The 18,717-nt window shown below is 71.3% G+C and carries 18 protein-coding genes and 1 pseudogene; 16 read left to right on the forward strand and 3 right to left on the reverse strand.

Annotated features, from left to right (window positions below; all coding sequences use genetic code 11):
- The first annotated feature begins 4 nt into the window (after positions 1–4).
- The 6 genes from ACFQU3_RS16485 to dxr all read left to right on the forward strand — a co-directional run bounded on the left by ACFQU3_RS16485 (position 5) and on the right by dxr (position 7,059).
- Positions 5–1,252, forward strand: coding sequence for a saccharopine dehydrogenase family protein (locus tag ACFQU3_RS16485; RefSeq protein WP_385911675.1), 1,248 nt, complete (start codon positions 5–7; stop codon positions 1,250–1,252).
- A 61-nt stretch (positions 1,253–1,313) separates the two neighbouring features.
- A complete protein-coding gene (locus ACFQU3_RS16490; protein WP_385911677.1) occupies positions 1,314–2,783 on the forward strand; it encodes an NAD-dependent succinate-semialdehyde dehydrogenase in 1,470 nt (489 codons plus the stop codon).
- A gap of 49 nt (positions 2,784–2,832) precedes the next feature.
- Complete coding sequence (locus ACFQU3_RS16495; protein ID WP_385911679.1) at positions 2,833–3,849, forward strand: DnaB-like helicase C-terminal domain-containing protein; 1,017 nt, start codon at positions 2,833–2,835, stop codon at positions 3,847–3,849.
- Between the two features lie 129 nt (positions 3,850–3,978).
- Entirely contained in the window at positions 3,979–5,262 is a 1,284-nt protein-coding gene (locus ACFQU3_RS16500) for a hypothetical protein (protein WP_385911681.1), read from the forward strand.
- 38 nt (positions 5,263–5,300) lie between these two features.
- The gene (locus ACFQU3_RS16505; protein ID WP_385911683.1) at positions 5,301–5,822 is read left to right on the forward strand and encodes a pyridoxamine 5'-phosphate oxidase family protein; all 522 of its coding nucleotides are present in this window, start codon (positions 5,301–5,303) and stop codon (positions 5,820–5,822) included.
- Positions 5,823–5,847: 25 nt separating this feature from the next.
- Positions 5,848–7,059, forward strand: a complete 1,212-nt coding sequence (gene dxr, locus ACFQU3_RS16510; protein WP_385911685.1) for a 1-deoxy-D-xylulose-5-phosphate reductoisomerase — start codon at positions 5,848–5,850, stop codon at positions 7,057–7,059.
- A 78-nt stretch (positions 7,060–7,137) separates the two neighbouring features.
- On the opposite strand, the gene ACFQU3_RS16515 is transcribed toward dxr, so the two are convergent.
- Entirely contained in the window at positions 7,138–8,055 is a 918-nt protein-coding gene (locus tag ACFQU3_RS16515) for a hypothetical protein (RefSeq protein ID WP_385911687.1), read from the reverse strand.
- A 183-nt stretch (positions 8,056–8,238) separates the two neighbouring features.
- Between ACFQU3_RS16515 and ACFQU3_RS16520 the strand changes: the two genes are divergently transcribed.
- From ACFQU3_RS16520 to ACFQU3_RS16540, 5 genes are all read left to right on the forward strand, one after another.
- The gene (locus ACFQU3_RS16520) at positions 8,239–9,585 is read left to right on the forward strand and encodes a M50 family metallopeptidase (RefSeq protein WP_385911689.1); all 1,347 of its coding nucleotides are present in this window, start codon (positions 8,239–8,241) and stop codon (positions 9,583–9,585) included.
- An 84-nt stretch (positions 9,586–9,669) separates the two neighbouring features.
- Entirely contained in the window at positions 9,670–10,830 is a 1,161-nt protein-coding gene (gene ispG, locus ACFQU3_RS16525) for a flavodoxin-dependent (E)-4-hydroxy-3-methylbut-2-enyl-diphosphate synthase (RefSeq protein WP_385911691.1), read from the forward strand.
- Positions 10,831–11,511 carry a uridine kinase gene (locus ACFQU3_RS16530; protein WP_385911693.1) on the forward strand — a complete coding sequence of 227 codons (681 nt, stop codon included), beginning with the start codon at positions 10,831–10,833 and terminating at the stop codon, positions 11,509–11,511.
- Between the two features lie 57 nt (positions 11,512–11,568).
- Positions 11,569–12,414: a GNAT family N-acetyltransferase gene (locus ACFQU3_RS16535; protein WP_385911695.1), complete on the forward strand. Its 846-nt coding sequence runs from the start codon at positions 11,569–11,571 to the stop codon at positions 12,412–12,414.
- 29 nt (positions 12,415–12,443) lie between these two features.
- Positions 12,444–12,854 carry a MauE/DoxX family redox-associated membrane protein gene (locus ACFQU3_RS16540; protein WP_385911697.1) on the forward strand — a complete coding sequence of 137 codons (411 nt, stop codon included), beginning with the start codon at positions 12,444–12,446 and terminating at the stop codon, positions 12,852–12,854.
- On the opposite strand, the gene ACFQU3_RS16545 is transcribed toward ACFQU3_RS16540, so the two are convergent.
- Positions 12,844–13,692 (reverse strand): GNAT family N-acetyltransferase, encoded by an 849-nt coding sequence (locus ACFQU3_RS16545; RefSeq protein ID WP_385911698.1) that lies wholly within the window; start codon positions 13,690–13,692, stop codon positions 12,844–12,846. The genes ACFQU3_RS16540 and ACFQU3_RS16545 overlap by 11 nt on opposite strands.
- A 116-nt stretch (positions 13,693–13,808) precedes the next feature.
- Here ACFQU3_RS16545 and ACFQU3_RS16550 point away from each other — a divergent pair.
- Positions 13,809–14,033, forward strand: a pseudogene (locus ACFQU3_RS16550) (pyridoxamine 5'-phosphate oxidase family protein); the annotation flags it as partial.
- Between the two features lie 28 nt (positions 14,034–14,061).
- Entirely contained in the window at positions 14,062–14,292 is a 231-nt protein-coding gene (locus ACFQU3_RS16555; RefSeq protein ID WP_385911700.1) for a hypothetical protein, read from the forward strand.
- Positions 14,293–14,314: 22 nt separating this feature from the next.
- On the opposite strand, the gene ACFQU3_RS16560 is transcribed toward ACFQU3_RS16555, so the two are convergent.
- The gene (locus tag ACFQU3_RS16560; RefSeq protein ID WP_385911701.1) at positions 14,315–15,118 is read right to left on the reverse strand and encodes a methyltransferase domain-containing protein; all 804 of its coding nucleotides are present in this window, start codon (positions 15,116–15,118) and stop codon (positions 14,315–14,317) included.
- 266 nt (positions 15,119–15,384) lie between these two features.
- On the opposite strand from ACFQU3_RS16560, the gene ACFQU3_RS16565 reads away from it, so the two are divergent.
- From ACFQU3_RS16565 to ACFQU3_RS16575, 3 genes are read left to right on the forward strand one after another with little or no spacing between them, the layout of a single operon-like run.
- Positions 15,385–17,163 (forward strand): proline--tRNA ligase, encoded by a 1,779-nt coding sequence (locus ACFQU3_RS16565; protein WP_385911703.1) that lies wholly within the window; start codon positions 15,385–15,387, stop codon positions 17,161–17,163.
- Entirely contained in the window at positions 17,160–17,909 is a 750-nt protein-coding gene (locus ACFQU3_RS16570) for an HAD family hydrolase (RefSeq protein ID WP_385911705.1), read from the forward strand. Before ACFQU3_RS16565 ends, ACFQU3_RS16570 begins: the two co-directional genes overlap by 4 nt.
- A complete protein-coding gene (locus tag ACFQU3_RS16575) occupies positions 17,906–18,688 on the forward strand; it encodes a TSUP family transporter (RefSeq protein ID WP_385911707.1) in 783 nt (260 codons plus the stop codon). Before ACFQU3_RS16570 ends, ACFQU3_RS16575 begins: the two co-directional genes overlap by 4 nt.
- Positions 18,689–18,717 lie beyond the last annotated feature (29 nt).

Genomic DNA, 18,717 nt, shown 5'->3' on the forward strand with positions numbered 1-18,717 from the left:
TCCCATGCGCGTCCTCATGATCGGCTCCGGCGGAGTCGGTGACGCAGCCGCGCGCATCGCGGCCCAGCGAGACTTCTTCGAGCGGTGGGTCGTCTCCGACTACGACCTCACGCGGGCCCAGCGCACGGTCGCTGCCGTCTGCGAGCGGCATCCGGGCGAGGGCCGTTTCGTCACCGCGCAGGTCGACGCGTCATCGGCGGACGCCGTCGCCGCGCTGGCGCGCGAGCACGGCGCCACGCACGTGTTCAACGCCGTCGACCCGAAGTTCAACATGCCGATCTTCCACGGGGCCAAGGCCGCCGGGGCCGACTACCTCGACATGGCGATGAGCCTGTCGCAGCGCCACCCGGAGCGACCGCACGAGGAGACGGGCGTCAAGCTCGGCGACGAACAGTTCGCCGCGGCCGGGGAGTGGGAGGCGGCGGGCCGCCTCGCGCTCGTCGGCATGGGTGTCGAGCCAGGGCTCTCCGACGTCTTCGCCAGGTTTGCCGCCGACCACCTGTTCGAGCAGATCGACGAGCTGGCCACGCGCGACGGGGCCAACCTCGTCGTCCACGACGACGACGGCAACGAGATGTTCGCGCCGAGCTTCTCGATGTGGACGACGATCGAGGAGTGCCTCAACCCACCGGTCATCTGGGAGAAGGACCGCGGGTGGTTCACCACGGAGCCGTTCAGCGAGCCGGAGGTCTTCGACTTCCCGGAGGGCATCGGGCCGGTCGAGTGCGTCAACGTCGAGCACGAGGAGGTGCTCCTCATGCCTCGATGGGTCGACGCCAGGCGGGTCACCTTCAAGTACGGCCTCGGCGACGAGTTCATCACGATCCTCAAGGTGCTGCACACGCTGGGCCTCGACCGCACCGAGCCGATCAGCGTCAAGGGTGTGCAGGTCTCGCCACGCGACGTCGTGGCTGCCGCCCTGCCCGACCCCGCGACCATCGGCCCACGGATGACCGGCAAGACGTGCGCCGGCCTCTTCGTGACCGGCACCGGCACGGACGGCCGGCCGCGCCGCACGTACCTCTACCACGTCGTCGACAACGCCTGGGCGATGGAGAGCTACGGCGCGCAGTGCGTCGTCTGGCAGACCGCCGTCAACCCCGTCGTGGCGCTCGAGCTGCTCGCGCGCGGCACGTGGCAGGGGGCCGGGGTGCTGGGCCCGGAGGCCTTCGACGCCGTCCCCTTCCTCGAGCTGCTGGCTGCACCCAAGCCCGAGGGCTACGGCTCGCCCTGGGGAATGGAGGAGCGCTGAGCACGTCGGCCCCGACCGAGCACACGATCCCGAATCGACAACGAGGACTAGGGTTTCAGGCATGACAGCTGTGACGCAGACGTCAGTGATCGACTCGGTGCCCAAGGGCCTGCTCATCGGCGGGGAGTGGCGCGACGGCGGCGAGGGCCAGACCATCGCGGTCGACGACCCGGCGACCGGACGGGTCCTGACCCATGTCGCGGCGGCCACCGTCGCCGACGGGCGAGCGGCGCTCGATGCCGCGGTGGCGGCGCAGGCCGACTGGGCCAGAACGCCACCGCGCGACCGGGGCGAGCTCCTCCGGGCGGCATACGAGAAGATCACCGCCCGAGCCGACGAGTTCGCGATGCTCATGACCCTCGAGATGGGCAAGACGCTCGCCGAGAGCCGCGGCGAGGTCGCCTACGGCGCCGAGTTCTTCCGGTGGTTCTCGGAGGAGGCCGTCCGCATCTCGGGGCGCTGGTCGACGGCGCCGAACGGCGCGACCCGGCTCATGACGATGAAGCAGCCGGTCGGGCCGACGCTCATGATCACGCCGTGGAACTTCCCGCTGGCGATGGGGACCCGCAAGATCGGCCCGGCCATCGCGGCCGGCTGCACCATGGTCGTCAAGCCCGCGAGCCAGACGCCGCTGACGATGCTCGCGCTCGCCGAGCTGCTGCGCGAGTGCGGGCTGCCCGACGGCGTCCTCAACGTCGTCATGACGAGCCACGCGAACACCGGCGCCGTGATGGAGCCGCTCATCCGCGACCCCCGGCTGCGCAAGCTCACCTTCACCGGCTCGACCGCGGTCGGGCGCGCCCTCATGGAGCAGGCGTCGCAGGGGGTCCTGCGCGTCTCCATGGAGCTCGGGGGCAACGCGCCCTTCCTCGTCTTCGAGGACGCCGACGTCGACCGGGCCGTCGACGGGGCGATGCTCGCGAAGATGCGCAACATGGGCGAGGCGTGCACCGCGGCCAACCGTTTCTACGTCCACGAGTCGCTCGCCGACGAGTTCAGCGCCGAGCTCGCCCGACGCATGGGCGCACTCACGCTCGGCAAGGGCACGAAGGAGGGCGTCGACGTCGGCCCCCTCGTCGACGAGAAGGCCCGCGACAAGGTGTCGGCACTCGTCGAGGACGCCGTCTCCAAGGGGGCCAAGGTCCTCGTCGGCGGCGCCGCCCCGGACGGCGACGGCTGGTTCTACGAGCCGACCGTCCTCGCCGACGTGCCGACCGACGCCGACATGGCCCGCGAGGAGATCTTCGGCCCGGTGGCACCAGTGACGACGTTCCGCACGGACGCCGAGGCGATCCGCCTCGCCAACGACACCGAGTACGGCCTCGTCGCGTACCTGTTCACCCGTGACCTCTCGCGCGCGATCGCGATGAGCGAGGCGCTCGAGTACGGCATGGTCGGCGTCAACCAGGGGATCGTGTCCAACCCTGCGGCGCCGTTCGGTGGCGTCAAGGCCTCCGGGGTCGGCCGTGAGGGCGGCTTCGAGGGCATCGACGAGTACCTCGAGACGAAGTACGTCGGGATCGCCCTCTGACATCGGCCGTTCCTGCCCGCGCGGCGGGGCGCTGTGGTGCAATCTGCGCATGGTGACACCCGCCGGCCATCGCGACTCGCGACCCCTGCGCCCGCTCGACGTCCTGCTGAGCGAGACCGACGAGGTCCTGCGTCGGGGCGCGCCCGCGGGGGCGAAGGTGTGGTCGACCGGCTTCGCGGCGCTCGACACGGCGCTGACCGGTGGCTTCCGCTCGGGCGAGCTCGTCCTCCTCGGGGGACCCGCCGGGCACGGCAAGACGACGATCGGGCTCCAGTTCGCGCGCAACGTCGTCGCCGCCGGCGCCAGCGCGCTCGTCTTCTCCTACGAGCACGAGAGCCACACCCTCCTCGAGCGCCTCATCTCGATGGAGGCCGCAGAGGGCGACCCGGGCGAGGTGGCCGGCGTCCTCGACGTGCGCCACGCCCTCGAGACGGCCGACCAGGGCAACTCCCTGGAGACCGTGCTGTCGGGGCTCACCGGCGGGGCCCGCGCCCACGCCGCGCTCGTCGGCTACGGCGACCGCCTCCAGCTGCACGAGTCGTCCGGCGCCACGACGACCCTCGACCACGTGCGCGAGGCGGTCCAGCGCGTCACCGACGACACCGGTGAGGCCCCCTTCGTGCTCCTCGACTACATCCAGAAGGTCCCCGACGAGCGCGGCGGGGAGGACGAGCGGATCACGGCGGTGGCCGAGGGGCTCAAGGACCTCGCCCTGTCGGCGCGGGTGCCTGTCGTGGCCATCTCGGCCGCCGACAAGGAGGCGCTCGCATCAGGCCACCGCATGCGCACCCACGACCTGCGCGGCACGTCGGCTCTCGCCTTCGAGGCCGACGTCGTCATGATCGTCAACGACAAGGTCGACGTCGTCTCGCGAGAACACCTCGTCTACAACCTCGGCAACATCCAGCGGTTCCGCGGCTGGTCGGTCGTCAGCCTCGAGAAGAACCGGCACGGCAAGGCCCATGTCGAGCTCGAGTTCGCGAAGGACTTCGAGCACGGCCGCTTCCACACCGAGGGCCAGGAGGTCACCGAGCGCCTCATCGACGACCGCGTCTTCGTCACCTGACGGCTTCCCGGGCGTATGCCGGGTGGTGACGTTCGGCCGTCGACGGCATCCCTCGGGTGGTGGTCAGCCAGCACGGGCAATGCGGCGAATCGTCTGACGTGGCCGATGCGGTGGGGGAGACTGCCGGGCGTGGGCATCCTGCGCGGACTCTTCCCGGAACGCGCCGGCCGTCGTGACGAGCCGGCGCCCGTCGTCGTGCCGCGCGATGTCGGCCACCGTGTCTTCATCGAGCGCGCGCCGGGCGATGTGTGGCCCCATCTCGTCTCGCCCCGGCCGGGCGCCGAGCTCGGCGTCGACTGCGTCCGGGTGCTCGCCCTGCCGAGTGCGAGCCCGGGTCTGCTGCCCGAGTTCGCCGGGGTGTGGCGGCGGTCCAACGGTCGGCTGTGGGTCGGCGTCAGCACGGTCGTCGACGTGGAGCCCGGCGTCCGGGTCGTGTCCCGCTCGTCGGACGGCTCCGACGACCTGACCCTGACGACGACGCTCGAGTCCCTCGACGGTGGCTGCGTCGTCGCACAGAGGCTCGACGGCATCGCACCCGGTGACGCCGTGGCGGAGTTCGCCCGGGCCTGGGTGGCGCGGGCGCTGCTCGGGCTCAAGGCCGACGTCGAGGGCATGCCACGGGACGGCACCCGTGACGCCGTCGCCGACGACTCGGTCGACCTCGTGACCGCGAACGGCTTCGTCGGTCACGGTGCCGCCGTGGTGGGTGCCCCCGGCGTGACACCGGTGCACGAGACGGCCAGCATCGACGTCGCGGTGTCGCCCGAACGGTTGTGGGAGGTGCTCGCGACCCCGAGCTCGGAGCAGCTGCTCAAGCCCAGCGTCGAGCGGCTCGTCCGCCTCGAGCTCGCCGACGAGCCGGGACGCGAGCACGTGCTCGCGGTCCACCGTCGCGATGACGGACGACGGGCCGGCTCGGTGTCCCTCGTGGTCGAGGCGCGGCCCCCGTCGCGGATCGTGGAGCGGGACCTGACGTCGTCGCACGAGGCCGACGTCGTCACGACGATCGAGCCGTGTGAGGGAGGCGCCCGGCTCGCCGAGACGTTCACCGGCTGGCTGCCCTCGGGTCCAGGGCGCGTCGTCGACGGGTCCGGGGTCGCTGCCCTGATGCGGACCAGGCTCGCCGTCGTCAAGAACCTCGCCGAGGCCGGCGTCGCTCCGCAGCGCGACCCACGCACCGGCTTCCTGCCCCCGGGGGAGGGTCCCGGGCTGCCGCCGCCCTCGGGCGTGCCGATGAGCGAGCCGGCGGCCCAGACCGATCCGGGCGTCCTGCAGGCACGACCCTCGGTGCCGTCGAGCGTCCTGCTTCCGCCGCCGCACGTCGCCGCGCCGGCCGCCGGCTACGAGGTCGGTCCGTGGTTCGTCTGGGGCGGGCACGCCTTCTTTGTGGCGAGTGACGTCGCTTGCTGGTGATCAGGTCGATCGTCAGTGCCTGGCGCTAACGTCGAAGGATGCTCGAGACACCGGACGAGGTCGCAGCGCTGCAGACGCTGCTCGACGAGTCGCACGCGAGGTCCACCGGGCACCTCCGCGGCATCATCAACGATGAACGCACCCTGTCGGCCGACCAGCTCACGGCCCTGCTCACCGGCATGAAGGTGCTGTCCGTCGCCACCGTCACCGCCGCTGGTGAGCCCCGCATCAGCGCGCTGGACGGCCACTTCCTGCACGGCACGTGGACGTTCAGCACCGACGGGTCGTCGGCCAAGGCGCGTCACCTCGAGAAGCGACCGGCCGTCAGCGTCGCGCACATCGACGCAGAGGACCTCGCACTCTTCAGCCACGGCTACGCCGACCTCATGCCGCCCGGGGCGGAGCGCGACGAGGTCGAGTCCCACTGGACGGCCTACTACGGCAGCAGCCCCTGGAGCTGGGGCGACGACATCCGCATGTACCGCCTGCGCATGACGTGGGCGGTCGCCTACGCGTTCAAGCGCGACGAGCTGCTGCGGGCGAGGGGAGTGACCGCCTGAGCGTCGGCTGCGGAACAATGCCGGGGTGACTGACACCCCGGCGCCGCTGCGCCGCCGCATCGTCCTGCTGGGCTCGACCGGTTCGATCGGCACCCAGGCCATCGACCTGGTACGACGCAACCCCGACCGCTTCGAGGTGACCGGGCTGTCTGCCGGAGGCAACCTCGACCTCGTCGCCGAGCAGGCGGTCGCCCTTGGTGTCCCGGTGGTGGCGGTGGCGAGCGGGTCCGAGACCGACCTCACCCGAGCGATCGCGAAGGCGGCCGACGAGGCCGGCGTGACGGCATACGACCCGGAGCTGCTCGTCGGAGCCGACGCGAGCGCTCTGCTCGCCGGACGCGAGGCCGACGTCGTCGTCAACGGCATCACCGGTGCCATCGGTCTCGAGCCGACGCTCGCGGCCCTGCGTGCCGGCACGACGCTCGCCCTCGCCAACAAGGAGTCGCTCATCATCGGTGGCCCTCTCGTCAAGACGCTCGCGGCACCCGGACAGATCGTGCCCGTCGACTCCGAGCACTCGGCGATCGCCCAGTGCCTGCGCGGTGGGCGGGCCGACGAGGTGCGACGGCTGGTCGTCACCGCGAGCGGCGGACCCTTCCGTGGGCGCTCACGCGCCGAGCTGGCCGATGTCACGCCGGACCAGGCGCTCGCGCACCCGAACTTCGCGATGGGCCGGGTCATCACGACGAACTCGGCCACCCTCGTCAACAAGGGTCTGGAGGTCATCGAGGCACATCTGCTCTTCGACATCCCCTTCGACGACATCCTCGTCGTCGTCCACCCGCAGCAGCTCATCCACTCCATGGTCGAGTTCGTCGACGGCTCGACGATCGCGCAGGCCGGGCCTCCGCGGATGCTCGTGCCCATCGCTCTGGGCATGAGCTGGCCCGAGCGGATCGCCGACGCGGACGTGCCCGTCGACTGGACGAAGGCGCAGTCGTGGGACTTCGAACCGCTCGACGATGACGCGTTCCCGTCCGTTGCTCTCGCCCGTCGCGTGGGGAAGGCGGGCGGCACGTGGCCGGCCGTCTACAACGCCGCGAACGAGGTGTGCGTCGACGCCTTCCACGACGGTCGCCTCGGATTCGTCGACATCGTCGACACCGTCGCGCGGGTCATCGACGCGTATGCCGCCGAGCCGGCCTCGCGCGTGCGTGACCTCACGCTCGACGACGTCCTCGCCGCCGACGCCTGGGCCCGCAGCGCCGCGGGCGACCTCGTCCCGCCCGCACCCTGACCTCGGGTCGATGTATCTGCGCAGCCCAGAGACCGCGGAGATACATCGAACCGGGAGGTGGCGGAGCGCAGGGCAGGCTCACGCGGCGCGACGCTGTGAGAGGCCGCGCTCGACCTGCTCGAAGAACCGATCGGTCTCGAGGCGGAGCCCGATGACGTCGATTCTGAGCACCCGGTCGCCAGAGAGGGTGACGTCGTTCTGTCGGAGGTTGTCGTTCATGACCGCGAGGCCCCACCGGTGCTGCGCCCCATCGATCTCGACCGCCAGGTCGAACTCGTCCCAGGCGACGTCGAGGTAGTTGCGCCCGGCTGGCGTCTGACGTACAACCTGCCGCGACGGCTCCGGCAGTCCTCGAGCCCGGCACAGGCGGCCGAAGTCGAGTTCCCCGAGGCTCTGCACGCCGAACGCGATGTCACGAACCACTGCTCGGATGAACGCCCGACGAGTGCGTCCGCGCACGAGCCGCTGGGCGGCCGCCAGTCGTGCGGGAGTCGTCAGGCGTTGCTGGACCGTCATGAGCAGGACGAGGGCGGCCTGTCGATCGGAGGCCGCCCAGTGTGCCGCGCGGATCGCCGCCACCTCGGGGCGCGTGCGAGGCAGTCCGGCCTCCACCAGCTGGCCCGCTACCCGCCGAATCACCTTGTGGATCTTGACTCCCGCGAGCCGTGGGGTGTTGTGGTTGTGCACGGCTGAGACGTGGACGTCGTGGTCGATGTAACCCTTGAGGCCGGCATGCTGCAGGGCCGTCGCCCCGTCGATGGCGGCGATTCCGGCTCCCGTCTCGAAGACCGCCGCCCAGCACCGGGCCACTATGGCGAGAGGGCCGGTGTGCACGGCGACGGTCTGATGTCCGTACCTACGCCAGCGACCGCCGTCGATCTCGTAGCCGATGTCGTGACGCGAGATGCCGAGAGACGCCAGCTGGGACCGGGAGGCAACGCCGCCTTGGCCCTCGGCCAGGTGATTCGCCAACCGTCGTCGTCGAGTGCGATCCATGCGCGACAGAGTCATGGCGGTTGGGCCGTCCGTGGTGGCTGCTCCGACGAGCTGTGGACAAGCATGCCTCGCGCCAGATGGCTGTGGACCACCAGAACCTGTGGGTCGATGTATTGCTGCGGGCCAGAGCCCGCAGCAATACATCGAATCGGGAATGGGCGGGGTGGGTGTGACAATGAGACCGTGCTGTTCTTCCTAGGGGTTCTGGTCGTCGTCGTCGGCGTGGCGCTGAGCATCGCGCTGCACGAGATCGGCCACCTCGTGCCGGCCAAGAGGTTCGGGGTCAAGGTGACCCAGTACATGGTCGGCTTCGGCCCGACCGTCTGGTCGCGACGCCGCGGTGAGACGGAGTACGGCATCAAGGCGATCCCGCTCGGTGGCTACGTCCGCATGATCGGCATGCTCCCGCCGCGCCCCGGCGACAAGCCCGGCGAGCTGCGCACCCTCTCGACCGGCCGCTTCAGCCAGATGGTCGACCAGGCGCGCGCGGACTCGATGGAGGAGGTCAAGCCCGGCGACGAGGACCGCGTGTTCTACAGGCTGAGCCCCGGCAAGAAGATCATCATCATGCTCGGGGGACCGATCATGAACCTCATCATCGCCGCCGCTCTCATCACCGGTGTCATCACGCTGTACGGCCTGCCCCAGGTGGCCCCGAAGGTCGGCCTGCTCTCCCAGTGCGTGCCGACCGCCGCCCCGACGCTCCAGGTGCCCCAGCCGAAGTGCCGGCCGGGTGACCCGGTCGCCCCGGCCACCGCGGCCGGCCTCCAGGAACGCGACCGCATCATCTCGGTCGACGGCAACCCCGTGACGAAGTGGGACCAGGTCGCCGCGGCGATCCGCGACAGCAAGGGCCGGCAGATGACGTGGGTCGTCCAGCGCGGCGACCAGCGCGTGTCCATCGACATCAAGCCCGCCGTCCTCGAGCGTGCCACCTTCGACGAGGAGGGCGAGCCGATCGCGCGGGACGGCAAGCCGGTCCTGGCGGAGATGGGCTTCGCCGGCATCACACCCGGGCAGGAGCTCGTCAAGACCCCAGTCGCGCAGGCGCCGCGCTTCGTGTGGGACCGTCTCGTCGACACCGCCGCGATCATCGTCAAGATCCCCGAGAAGATGGCGGGCGTCGTCCAGGCGGCGTTCGGCTCCGGGGAGCGCGACCCCAACGGCCCCATCTCCGTCGTCGGTGTCGGCCGCATCGGTGGCGAGGTGGCGGCCCTCGACATCCCGGCCGACGAGGGCGGCAACTGGGTCAAGATCGCGCAGCTGATCCTGCTCATCGCCTCGCTCAACCTCGCGCTCTTCGTCTTCAACCTCGTGCCGCTCCTGCCCCTCGACGGCGGTCACGTGGCCGGGGCGCTCTGGGAGGCGGTCAAGAAGGGCTGGGCGCGCTTGCGCAACCGGCCCGACCCGGGCTTCGTGGATGTCGCCAAGGGGCTGCCCATCGCCTACGGCATGTCGCTCGTGCTCATCACGATGTCGGTGCTGCTCATCTACGCCGACATCGTCAAGCCGATCCGCCTCTTCGGCTGAACGCCGCGTCACGCAGCGTCACCTCGGGCCGGTGAGCCCGCCCGACGGCACAAGCCCTGAGCGTGGCGCGACATAATGGCGACCATGAGCGTCTCCCTCGGTATGCCGTCCGCGCCCCCGCCGGTCCTCGCGCCCAGGCGCCGGACCCGCCAGATCCAGGTCGGCAAGGTGGGCGTCGGAAGCGACTTCCCGGTCTCGGTCCAGTCGATGACGACGACGCCGACGACCGACATCAACGCGACGCTCCAGCAGATCGCCGAGCTCACGGCCTCGGGGTGCGACATCGTGCGCGTGGCCTGCCCCAGCCAGGACGACGCGGACGCGCTGCCCGCGATCGCGCGGAAGAGCCAGATCCCGGTCATCGCCGACATCCACTTCCAGCCGAAGTACGTCTACGCCGCGATCGACGCCGGGTGTGCCGCGGTGCGCGTCAACCCGGGCAACATCCGCCAGTTCGACGACCAGGTCAAGGAGATCGCCCGGGCCGCCAAGGACGCGGGCGTCTCGATCCGCATCGGTGTCAACGCCGGCTCGCTCGACCGCCGGATCATGGCCAAGTACGGCAAGGCGACGCCCGAGGCGCTCGTCGAGTCGGCTGTCTGGGAGGCGAGCCTCTTCGAGGAGCACGACTTCCACGACTTCAAGATCTCGGTCAAGCACAACGACCCCGTCGTCATGGTGCGGGCCTACGAGCTGCTCGCCGAGCGCGGCGACTGGCCGCTCCACCTGGGGGTCACGGAGGCAGGGCCGGCCTTCCAGGGCACGATCAAGTCCGCCACCGCCTTCGGCGCGCTGCTGTCGCGCGGCATCGGCGACACGATCCGCGTCTCGCTCTCGGCCCCGCCGGTCGAGGAGGTCAAGGTCGGGATCCAGATCCTCCAGAGCCTGAACCTGCGCCCCCGCCGGCTCGAGATCGTCTCGTGCCCCTCGTGCGGGCGCGCGCAGGTCGACGTCTACACGCTCGCCGACCAGGTGACCGCCGGCCTCGAGGGCATGACCGTGCCGCTGCGCGTGGCTGTCATGGGCTGCGTCGTGAACGGCCCGGGGGAGGCCCGTGAGGCCGACCTCGGTGTGGCGTCGGGCAATGGCAAGGGCCAGATCTTCGTCAAGGGTGAGGTCATCAAGACCGTGCCCGAGTCGCAGATCGTCGAGACCCTCATCGAGGAGGCGATGCGGCTCGCCGAGGAGATGGGCGAGCCGATCGACGAGGAGTCGGCAGGGGCCCCCAGCGTCACCGTCGGCTGAGTGCGACCGCCGGCTCCGTCCACGGCCCGCCATGCCGTCGTGCGCGATCTCGCGGACCGCGTCGTCGCGTTGCGGCCGGGTGAGCGGGTCGCCGTGGCCGTCGACGGCGTCGACGGCGCCGGCAAGACGGTGCTCGCGGACCAGCTCGCCGAGGTGCTGGCCGGCGAACGCGACGTGCTGCGGGTCTCGATCGACGGGTTCCACCGGCCGCGGGCGGAGCGCGTGGCGCGTGGCCGCGGCCCGGAGACCTTCTACGCGGACTCCTTTGACTACGACGCGTTCCGGGGCGCGGTCGTGGAGCCGTTCCGGCGCGGTGAGCCGCTGAGGCCGGCTGTGAACGACGTCGTCGCCGACCGGCCCGTCCACCCCGAGCCCGTGGCGGTCGGCCTCGAGACAGTGCTCCTCGTCGACGGCATCTTCCTCCAGCGGCCGGAGCTGCGCGACGTGTGGGACGCGACCATCTGGGTCGAGGTGCCCTTCGCTGTGTCGGTGCCACGTGGCAACGCCCGGTTCATCGGCGAGCACGACCCTGACCCGGACGGCGAGTCGAACCACCGCTACGTGGGCGGCCAGCGGCTCTACCTCGCCGAGGCCGACCCGCGTGGACACGCCACCTGGGTGGTCGACAACACCGACCTCGACTCGCCGGTGCTCCACGCCGCACGCCGACGACGGCCGTGACGGCATCGTGAGGCGCGCCGGGGTGACACCCGGCCCGCTGGCAGGCACTCTTGGGAGGTGCTCCGCCAACGCCTCCCCGTGCGGCCGCTGTCGGCTGCCGACCACGACGTCGCGCTCGACGTCTGCTCGCGCGACCGGGTGGCCAACGTGTTCGTCGCGGCGCGCATCGCCGAGGGCTCCCTGCGCTCGTCGCCCGGGTCGCTGCTCGGCCACTGGGACGACGGCAAGCTGCGCGGCCTGGCGTGGGTCAGCGCCAACGTCGTGCCGGTCGAGCTCGACGACGACGGCCTCACGGCGGTTGCGGCGCGGATCACCAGGATGCGCCGGCAGTGCGCGTCGATCTTCGGGCCCTCGTCGCAGGTCGTGGGGCTGTGGGACCGCCTCGGCCCGGCGTGGGGTCCGGTGAGGGCGGTTCGGACCCACCAGCCCCTTCTGACGACGCGGCGGCGACCGTCGGACCTCGGCGTCGAGGTCGACCCGGACGTGCGGCCGGCGAGGTTCGACGAGGTCGACCTCGTGCTGCCCGCGGCCGCCCACATGTTCACCGAGGAGATCGGCTACCCGCCGTACTTCGGCTCCGACCGCGGCTACCGCGCGAGCGTCGCCGCGCTCGTCCGCGCCGGTCACACGTTCGTCAAGGTCGAGGACGGCGAGGTCGTCTTCAAGGCCGATGTCGGCTCGCTCGCCCTCGGGTGCGCCCAGGTGCAGGGGGTGTGGCTCCACCCGCGTCTGCGGGGGCGCGGGCTGTCGGTGCCGGCCATGGCGAGCGTGGTCGATCAGGTGCTCGACGGGCTCGCCGACGAGGTGTCGCTCTACGTCAACGACTTCAACGTGGCGGCGCGGGCAACCTACGCGCGCTGCGGTTTCCATGAGGTCGGTGCCTTCACGACGGTCCTGCTCTGAGGGGCAGGCAGCCGCCTGGGGTGGGCGGCATGAAGACCCCGACGAAGGCTCCGCTCGGCAAGGACGCCATCGCGTTGGTGGGCCTCTTCCTCGCATCGGGCACGATGCACTTCGTGCGCCCCGAGGTGTTCGAGTCGATCGTGCCCACGAGGCTGCCCTCACAGCGAGCCCTCGTCTTCGCGTCTGGCGCGGCCGAGATCGCCTGTGGCGTGGGCATTCTCGTCCCCAGGACTCGGCGGGTGGCCGGTCTGGCGTCGGCGGCGCTGCTGGTCGCAGTCTTCCCGGCCAACGTCACGATGACCGAGCGGGCCAGGCGCCGTCTCGGCCGCGACCCGCACAACAGGGGCAAGCAGGGCTGCCTGGCGGCCACCGTGGCGCGGCTTCCGCTCCAGTGGCCGATGATCCGTACGGCGCTGCGAGCCGGGGGGCTCACGCGGTGAAGGCGATGCTGATGCTGTCGCCGACGCGGCGGTAGCCCATGGCCTGGTAGATCGCGTTCGACGTCGGGTTGGCGAGGTCGGTGTAGAGCATGCACGCCTCGCCGGCGTCCTGGCGGGCGATGCTCAGGGCGGCGACGACGCCGCTCGCGTAGCCGTGGCCGCGTAGCGGCGGCGGGGTCCAGACGCCGGAGATCCGGGTCACGCCTCCGCTGGCGGGGGAGGCGTAGGCCATCGAGACCGCCCGGCCGTCGTCCTCCCAGAGCCCGACACGGCCCTGCGCGATGTGCCGGTTCAGCGACGTCGCGCGCGCCGTGGGGCCCTCGATCGCCTCGTAGAACTGCTGGTGCCAGTCCTCGACGAGCTCAGAGTCGGTCTCCGTGGCAGGGCGGAACGCCCCGGGCACCGGGAACGGCACGCGCGGCCGAGCCGGGAGGTCGAAGCGGCCGACCTCCATGACGACCGAGGCGCTCGCGCCGGTCCGGGAAACCCAGTCGTCGGCGAAGGCCTCGGCGGGGGATCTCAGCCCGCCGACGCCCGGCAGCGCATCACCGTGGTCGGCGAGCAGCGCCGCGAGGCCTCGCGCCTGCTCAGGAGTGGCGAGCGCGATGTGGAGCGGGTGCGGGGGTGTGTGCATGAACGCGGCCACGACGCTGCCGCTCGCGTCCCGTCCGGCCCACCACCGGGGGCCGGTGAAGCGCGTCGGGTCGACGACGAGGCTCTCGGTGACGCTCGCGACGACGCTGAGTGCCTCGGGCTCTCGCTCGACGAGGCCGGCGAACGCTGCCCTGGCCTCGCCGGGCCGGGTGATCAAGGTGAATGCGAGGGCAGTCGACGGCATACGGGAACTGTGGCAAAGCAGGACGCCCGTGGGCCAGCGGTTTCGCCGGCACCGGTGGTGCCGGGAGACCGAGGCTGTCACGGTGGTCGGGCCGACCCGCGACGTGAGGAGTGATGATGACCAGCACGACGGACCAGAGGGACGAGGAGCGGCAGCAGGCGCTCCGCGTCGTCGAGGCCCTGCGCTACGTCGTCCTGGCGACGGCAGACGCGGACGGGAGGCCGTGGGCCTCACCCGTCTACTTCGCGGCCGACGGGCTGACGACGTTCTGGTGGGTCTCGTCTCCGGCGTCCACGCACAGCCGCAACGTCGGGGCTTGGGCGGACGTCGCACTGACGGTTTTCGACTCGACTCGACTCGACTCAGGCGGTGGGCACGGGTCTGGGCGTCTACGCCCGTGCCATCGCGCGCCAAATGGACGACGCGGACGTCTCCCGAGAGGTCCAGACGTACTCGGACCGCAGCGTCACCGATGCGGCGGGGGTGTGGGACCACCAGCGGCTCGCGGACTCGGGCCTCGCGCTCTACCGAGCCGATGTGACCGAGCTCAGTCTCCTGCCGGGACGTGGCATCGACCGGCGGACTGCCCTGCAGCCCTGAGCCGGACCCTGCCGTGCCCGGCTCAGACTGTGGCGAGGACCTCGGCGTGGGTCATCGCGAACCACGCGTCCGGGTGCACGGACCAGGCCCGCCATGCTTCGCTGACCTCCACGAGCTCGTCCCTGGTCAGGAGCCCGCGTCCCACTGCCTGCGTCGCGAAGGTCGAGTGCAGCGTCCGCCTTGCCCAGACGCCGCCCCACCACGCGCACTGCTCGGCCGTCGCGTACGTCCACAGCGAGGCCGAAGGAGCCAGCCGCTCGAGCCCCGCCGCGTGCGCCCAGGCGACGAGGTGTCGCCCGGCGTCGGGTTCGGCGTGGTTCAGCCGTGCGAGCCGGCGGTACACCTCGAGCCAGCGCGTCATGCCTGCGGACTCCGGGTGCCACACCATCGAGGCGTAGTCGACGTCGCGGACGGCGACGAGGCCACCAGGTCGCGTGACGCGCGCCATCTCGCGGAGCGCGCCGACGGGGTCGGTGAGGTGCTGGAGCACCTGGTGGGCGTGGACGACGTCGAAGGACGCGGCGGCATACGGAAGCGCCATGACGTCTGCCAGCTCGAACCGTGTTCGGGCGTCACCGCGTGCGGCGGCGTTGCGGCGGGCCTCGGCGAGCGGCCCCGCGACGTTCTCGATGCCGATGACCTCACCCGTGGTGCCCACCGCCTCGGCAAGGTCCAGCGTGATGGTGCCCGGGCCGCATCCGACGTCGAGGACGCGCAGCCCCTCGCGCAGGTGCGGCAGCAGGTACGCCGCCGAGTCCGCGGCCGTACGCGCCCCGTGTGACGCGAGGACGCTCGCATGGTGCCCGTGCAGGTAGACGTCCGCCATGGCGCGACGCTACGCCGCGGTCGCGCAGCGGAGCGGCCTTGTCCAGGTCGGTCCTTCAGGACGACCAGAGCCTGCCCGAGGGTGGGACGGACCGGCGCGTCGTGGCGGACTGGAAACCGGACAGGGAACGTGCCAGACGGAGACCACCGCCGGGCGGATATCCTGCCGAGGTTCCGCACGCGCGCCCTGCCCCGCAGGCGCGGCACGCGTGCGCCCGACACGCACCACGACCTGCACGAAGACGAGCACCAACCCGAGGAGTCCCGGTGGCCCTGCACATGTCGTCCCTGTTCCTGCGCACCCTTCGCGAGGACCCGGCGGACGCAGAGGTCCCGAGCCACCGGCTGCTCGTCCGCGCGGGCTACGTGCGGCGCGTCAGCCCCGGTGTCTACACGTGGCTGCCGCTCGGCCTGCGCGTGCTGCGCAACGTCGAGCGGATCGTGCGGGAGGAGATGGACGCCATCGGCTCCCAGGAGCTGCTCTTCCCGGCACTGCTGCCGAAGGAGCCCTTCGAGGCGAGCGGTCGCTGGACCGAGTACGGCGACAACATCTTCCGCCTCCAGGACCGCAAGGGCGCCGACCACCTCCTCGGTCCCACGCACGAGGAGATGTTCACCCTCACGGTCAAGGACCTCTTCAGCTCCTACAAGGACCTTCCGCTCTCGATCTACCAGATCCAGACGAAGTACCGCGACGAGGCGCGCCCCCGCGCCGGCGTGCTGCGGGGCCGCGAGTTCGTCATGAAGGACAGCTACTCCTTCGACGTCGACATGGCCGGGCTCGACAAGAGCTACCAGGCGCACCGTGAGGCGTATGTCCGCATCTTCGACCGTCTCGGCTTCCACTACGTCATCGTCGAGGCCATGGCCGGCGCCATGGGCGGCAGCAGGAGCGAGGAGTTCCTCGCGACCGCCGAGGTCGGCGAGGACACCTACGTCCACTGCACGAGCTGCGGGTATGCCGCCAACGTCGAGGCCGTCAGGGTGCCGGCTCCCAGCCCGGTCGGCTGGGAGGACATTCCCGCCGCACACGTCGAGGACACCCCCGACACCCCCACGATCCAGACGCTGGTCGACCACCTCAACGAGCGGTTCCCGCGCGAGGACCGGCCCTGGGTGGCCGGTGACACGCTCAAGAACGTCGTCGTCATGCTCGCCCACCCCGACGGCAGGCGCGAGCCGGTCGCCATCGGTGTCCCGGGCGACCGCGAGGTCGACGAGAAGCGGCTCGGCGCGCAGGTCGAGCCCGCCGAGGTGCAGCCGTTCACCGAGGCCGACTTCGCGGCCCACCCGGGTCTCACCAAGGGCTACATCGGCCCCGGCGCGCTCGGCACCGAGGGCACGACGGGCATTCGTCTCCTGCTCGACCCCCGCGTCTCCGAGGGCACCCGCTGGGTCACCGGCGCCAACGAGCCGGGTCGTCACGTCATCGACCTCGTCGTGGGCCGTGACTTCACCGGCGACGGCACGATCGAGGCCGCCGAGGTCCGCTTCGGCGATCCCTGCCCCCAGTGCGACCACGTCCTCTCGGGTGCGCGCGGCATCGAGATGGGCCACGTCTTCCAGCTCGGAACGAAGTACGCCGAGGCCCTCGACCTCAAGGTGCTCGACCAGAACGGCAAGCTCGTGACGGTCGTCATGGGCTCCTACGGCGTCGGCGTCTCGCGTGCCGTGGCCTGCGTCGTCGAGGGCAACTATGACGAGTCGGGCATCATCTGGCCGCGTGAGCTGTCGCCTGTCGACGTGCACATCGTGGCGGCGGGCAAGGACGAGGCGCTCTTCGTCAAGGCGGAGGAGATCGCCCGCGAGCTCGAGGTGCAGGGCCTGTCGGTTCTCGTCGACGACCGCAAGGGTGTGAGCCCGGGCGTGAAGTTCAAGGACTCCGAGCTCATCGGTGTGCCGACGATCCTCGTCATCGGCCGCGGCCTGGCCGACGGCAAGGTCGAGATCAAGGACCGTCGCTCGGGCGAGCGCCGCGAGGTCGCCGTCGACGACGTCGTCGCCGCCCTCACGGCCGAGGTCACCGCGGAGGTCGAGCGCTCGTGAGCGCCGCCGGCCGCCCGGTGCGGGCGGTCTTCTTCGACTGGGGCGGCACCATCACGCCATGGCACGAGGTCGACTTCCACCTCACGTGGGAGGCGTATGCCGCCGGGCTCGGTCACACGGGCGAGGCGCGGGCCGCGTTCGTCGCGGCCATCTGCGAGGCCGAGGACGCGGCGTGGACTCGCGGGCGCTGCGGCGGTGGCAGTGCGCGCCTGCACGAGCTGCTCGCGTCGGTGGGGATCGCCGAGGGCCACCCCGGATCAGACGAGGCGCTCACGGCATACCGGGAGCTGTGGGAGCCCCACACGCTCACCGCGCCGGAGATCGGTCCGCTGTGGGAGGCACTGCGCGACAAGGGAATCCGCGTCGGTGTGCTCTCCAACACGTTGTGGGACCGCGCCTACCACCGGTCGATCTTCGAGCGTGACGGGGTGCTCGACCTCATCGACGTCGACGTGTACTCCAGCGAGACGCCGTGGGTGAAGCCGCAGCCGGAGATCTTCGCGTACGCCGCAGGCCAGGCCAGGGTGGCGCCGCAGGAGTGCGCCTACGTCGGCGACCGGTCCTACGAGGACGTCCACGGGCCGCAGCAGGTCGGGATGCGCGCGATCTGGGTGCCGCACTCGACGATCCCGGTCGAGCAGCAGGTCTCCCACGACGCCACTCCCGATGCCGTCGCCCACGAGCTCGGCGACGTGCTGACGATCGTCGAGTCGTGGAACGCGCAGGCCCAGGGTCCCAGCGCGTGAGCGACCCCACCCTGACGACCCTCGCCTTCCTCGGGCTCGCGGCCTTCGTCGCCGGCTGGATCGACGCCGTCGTCGGCGGAGGCGGGCTCGTGCAGCTGCCGGCGCTGCTCGTCGGCCTGCCCGGCGCCTCACCGGCGCAGCTGCTCGCGACGAACAAGTTCGCCTCGATCTTCGGCACCACGACGAGCTCGGTCACCTTCTACCGCCGGGTGCGTCCCGACCTTCGCACGGCCCTGCCCATGGCCGGCGTGGCGTACCTCGGCTCGATCGGCGGAGCTCTCATCGGGCTGCACATCCCGAAGTCGGCGTTCAACCCGATCATCCTCGTGCTGCTCGTCGTCGTCGGCGCCTACACGCTGCTCAGGCCCGATCTCGGCAAGGAGTCGATCCGCCGGTTCCACGGGGCCCGCCACACGGTGCTCGCGATGCTGACGGGTTTCGTCATCGGCGCCTACGACGGGGCGCTCGGGCCCGGCACCGGGAGCTTCCTCGTGTTCGCCCTCGTGGGCCTGCTCGGCTACAACTTCCTCGAGGCCAGCGCCAAGGCCAAGATCGCGAACTTCGCGACGAACCTCGGCGCGCTCACCGTGTTTGCGCCCATGGGCCTGGTCCTCGTCAAGGTCGGTGTCGTCATGGCAGGGGCCAACCTGCTCGGTGGCTACCTCGGGGCACGCACCGCGGTCGCGAGGGGAAGCGGCTTCGTGCGCGCCGTCTTCGTGCTCATCGTCAGCGCCTTCATCGTCAAGATCGGCGGCAGCCTCCTTGGCCTCTGGCCGTGACGACCGGCGCTCGCGCCGCCGCCGCCGGC

The sequence above is a fragment of the Terrabacter sp. GCM10028922 genome (assembly GCF_042666095.1).
In the GTDB taxonomy this organism is placed as follows: Bacteria; Actinomycetota; Actinomycetes; order Actinomycetales; family Dermatophilaceae; genus Terrabacter.

Coding starts and splice junctions, on each gene's coding strand:
- ACFQU3_RS16490 (WP_385911677.1), top strand. CDS start 1,314: ATGACAGCTGTGACGCAGACGTCAGTGATCGACTCGGTGCCCAAGGGC.
- ACFQU3_RS16515 (WP_385911687.1), bottom strand. CDS start 8,055: ATGGATCGCACTCGACGACGACGGTTGGCGAATCACCTGGCCGAGGGC.
- ACFQU3_RS16560 (WP_385911701.1), bottom strand. CDS start 15,118: ATGGCGGACGTCTACCTGCACGGGCACCATGCGAGCGTCCTCGCGTCA.
- ACFQU3_RS16505 (WP_385911683.1), top strand. CDS start 5,301: ATGCTCGAGACACCGGACGAGGTCGCAGCGCTGCAGACGCTGCTCGAC.
- ispG (WP_385911691.1), top strand. CDS start 9,670: ATGAGCGTCTCCCTCGGTATGCCGTCCGCGCCCCCGCCGGTCCTCGCG.
- ACFQU3_RS16540 (WP_385911697.1), top strand. CDS start 12,444: ATGAAGACCCCGACGAAGGCTCCGCTCGGCAAGGACGCCATCGCGTTG.
- ACFQU3_RS16495 (WP_385911679.1), top strand. CDS start 2,833: ATGGTGACACCCGCCGGCCATCGCGACTCGCGACCCCTGCGCCCGCTC.
- ACFQU3_RS16485 (WP_385911675.1), top strand. CDS start 5: ATGCGCGTCCTCATGATCGGCTCCGGCGGAGTCGGTGACGCAGCCGCG.
- ACFQU3_RS16545 (WP_385911698.1), bottom strand. CDS start 13,692: ATGCCGTCGACTGCCCTCGCATTCACCTTGATCACCCGGCCCGGCGAG.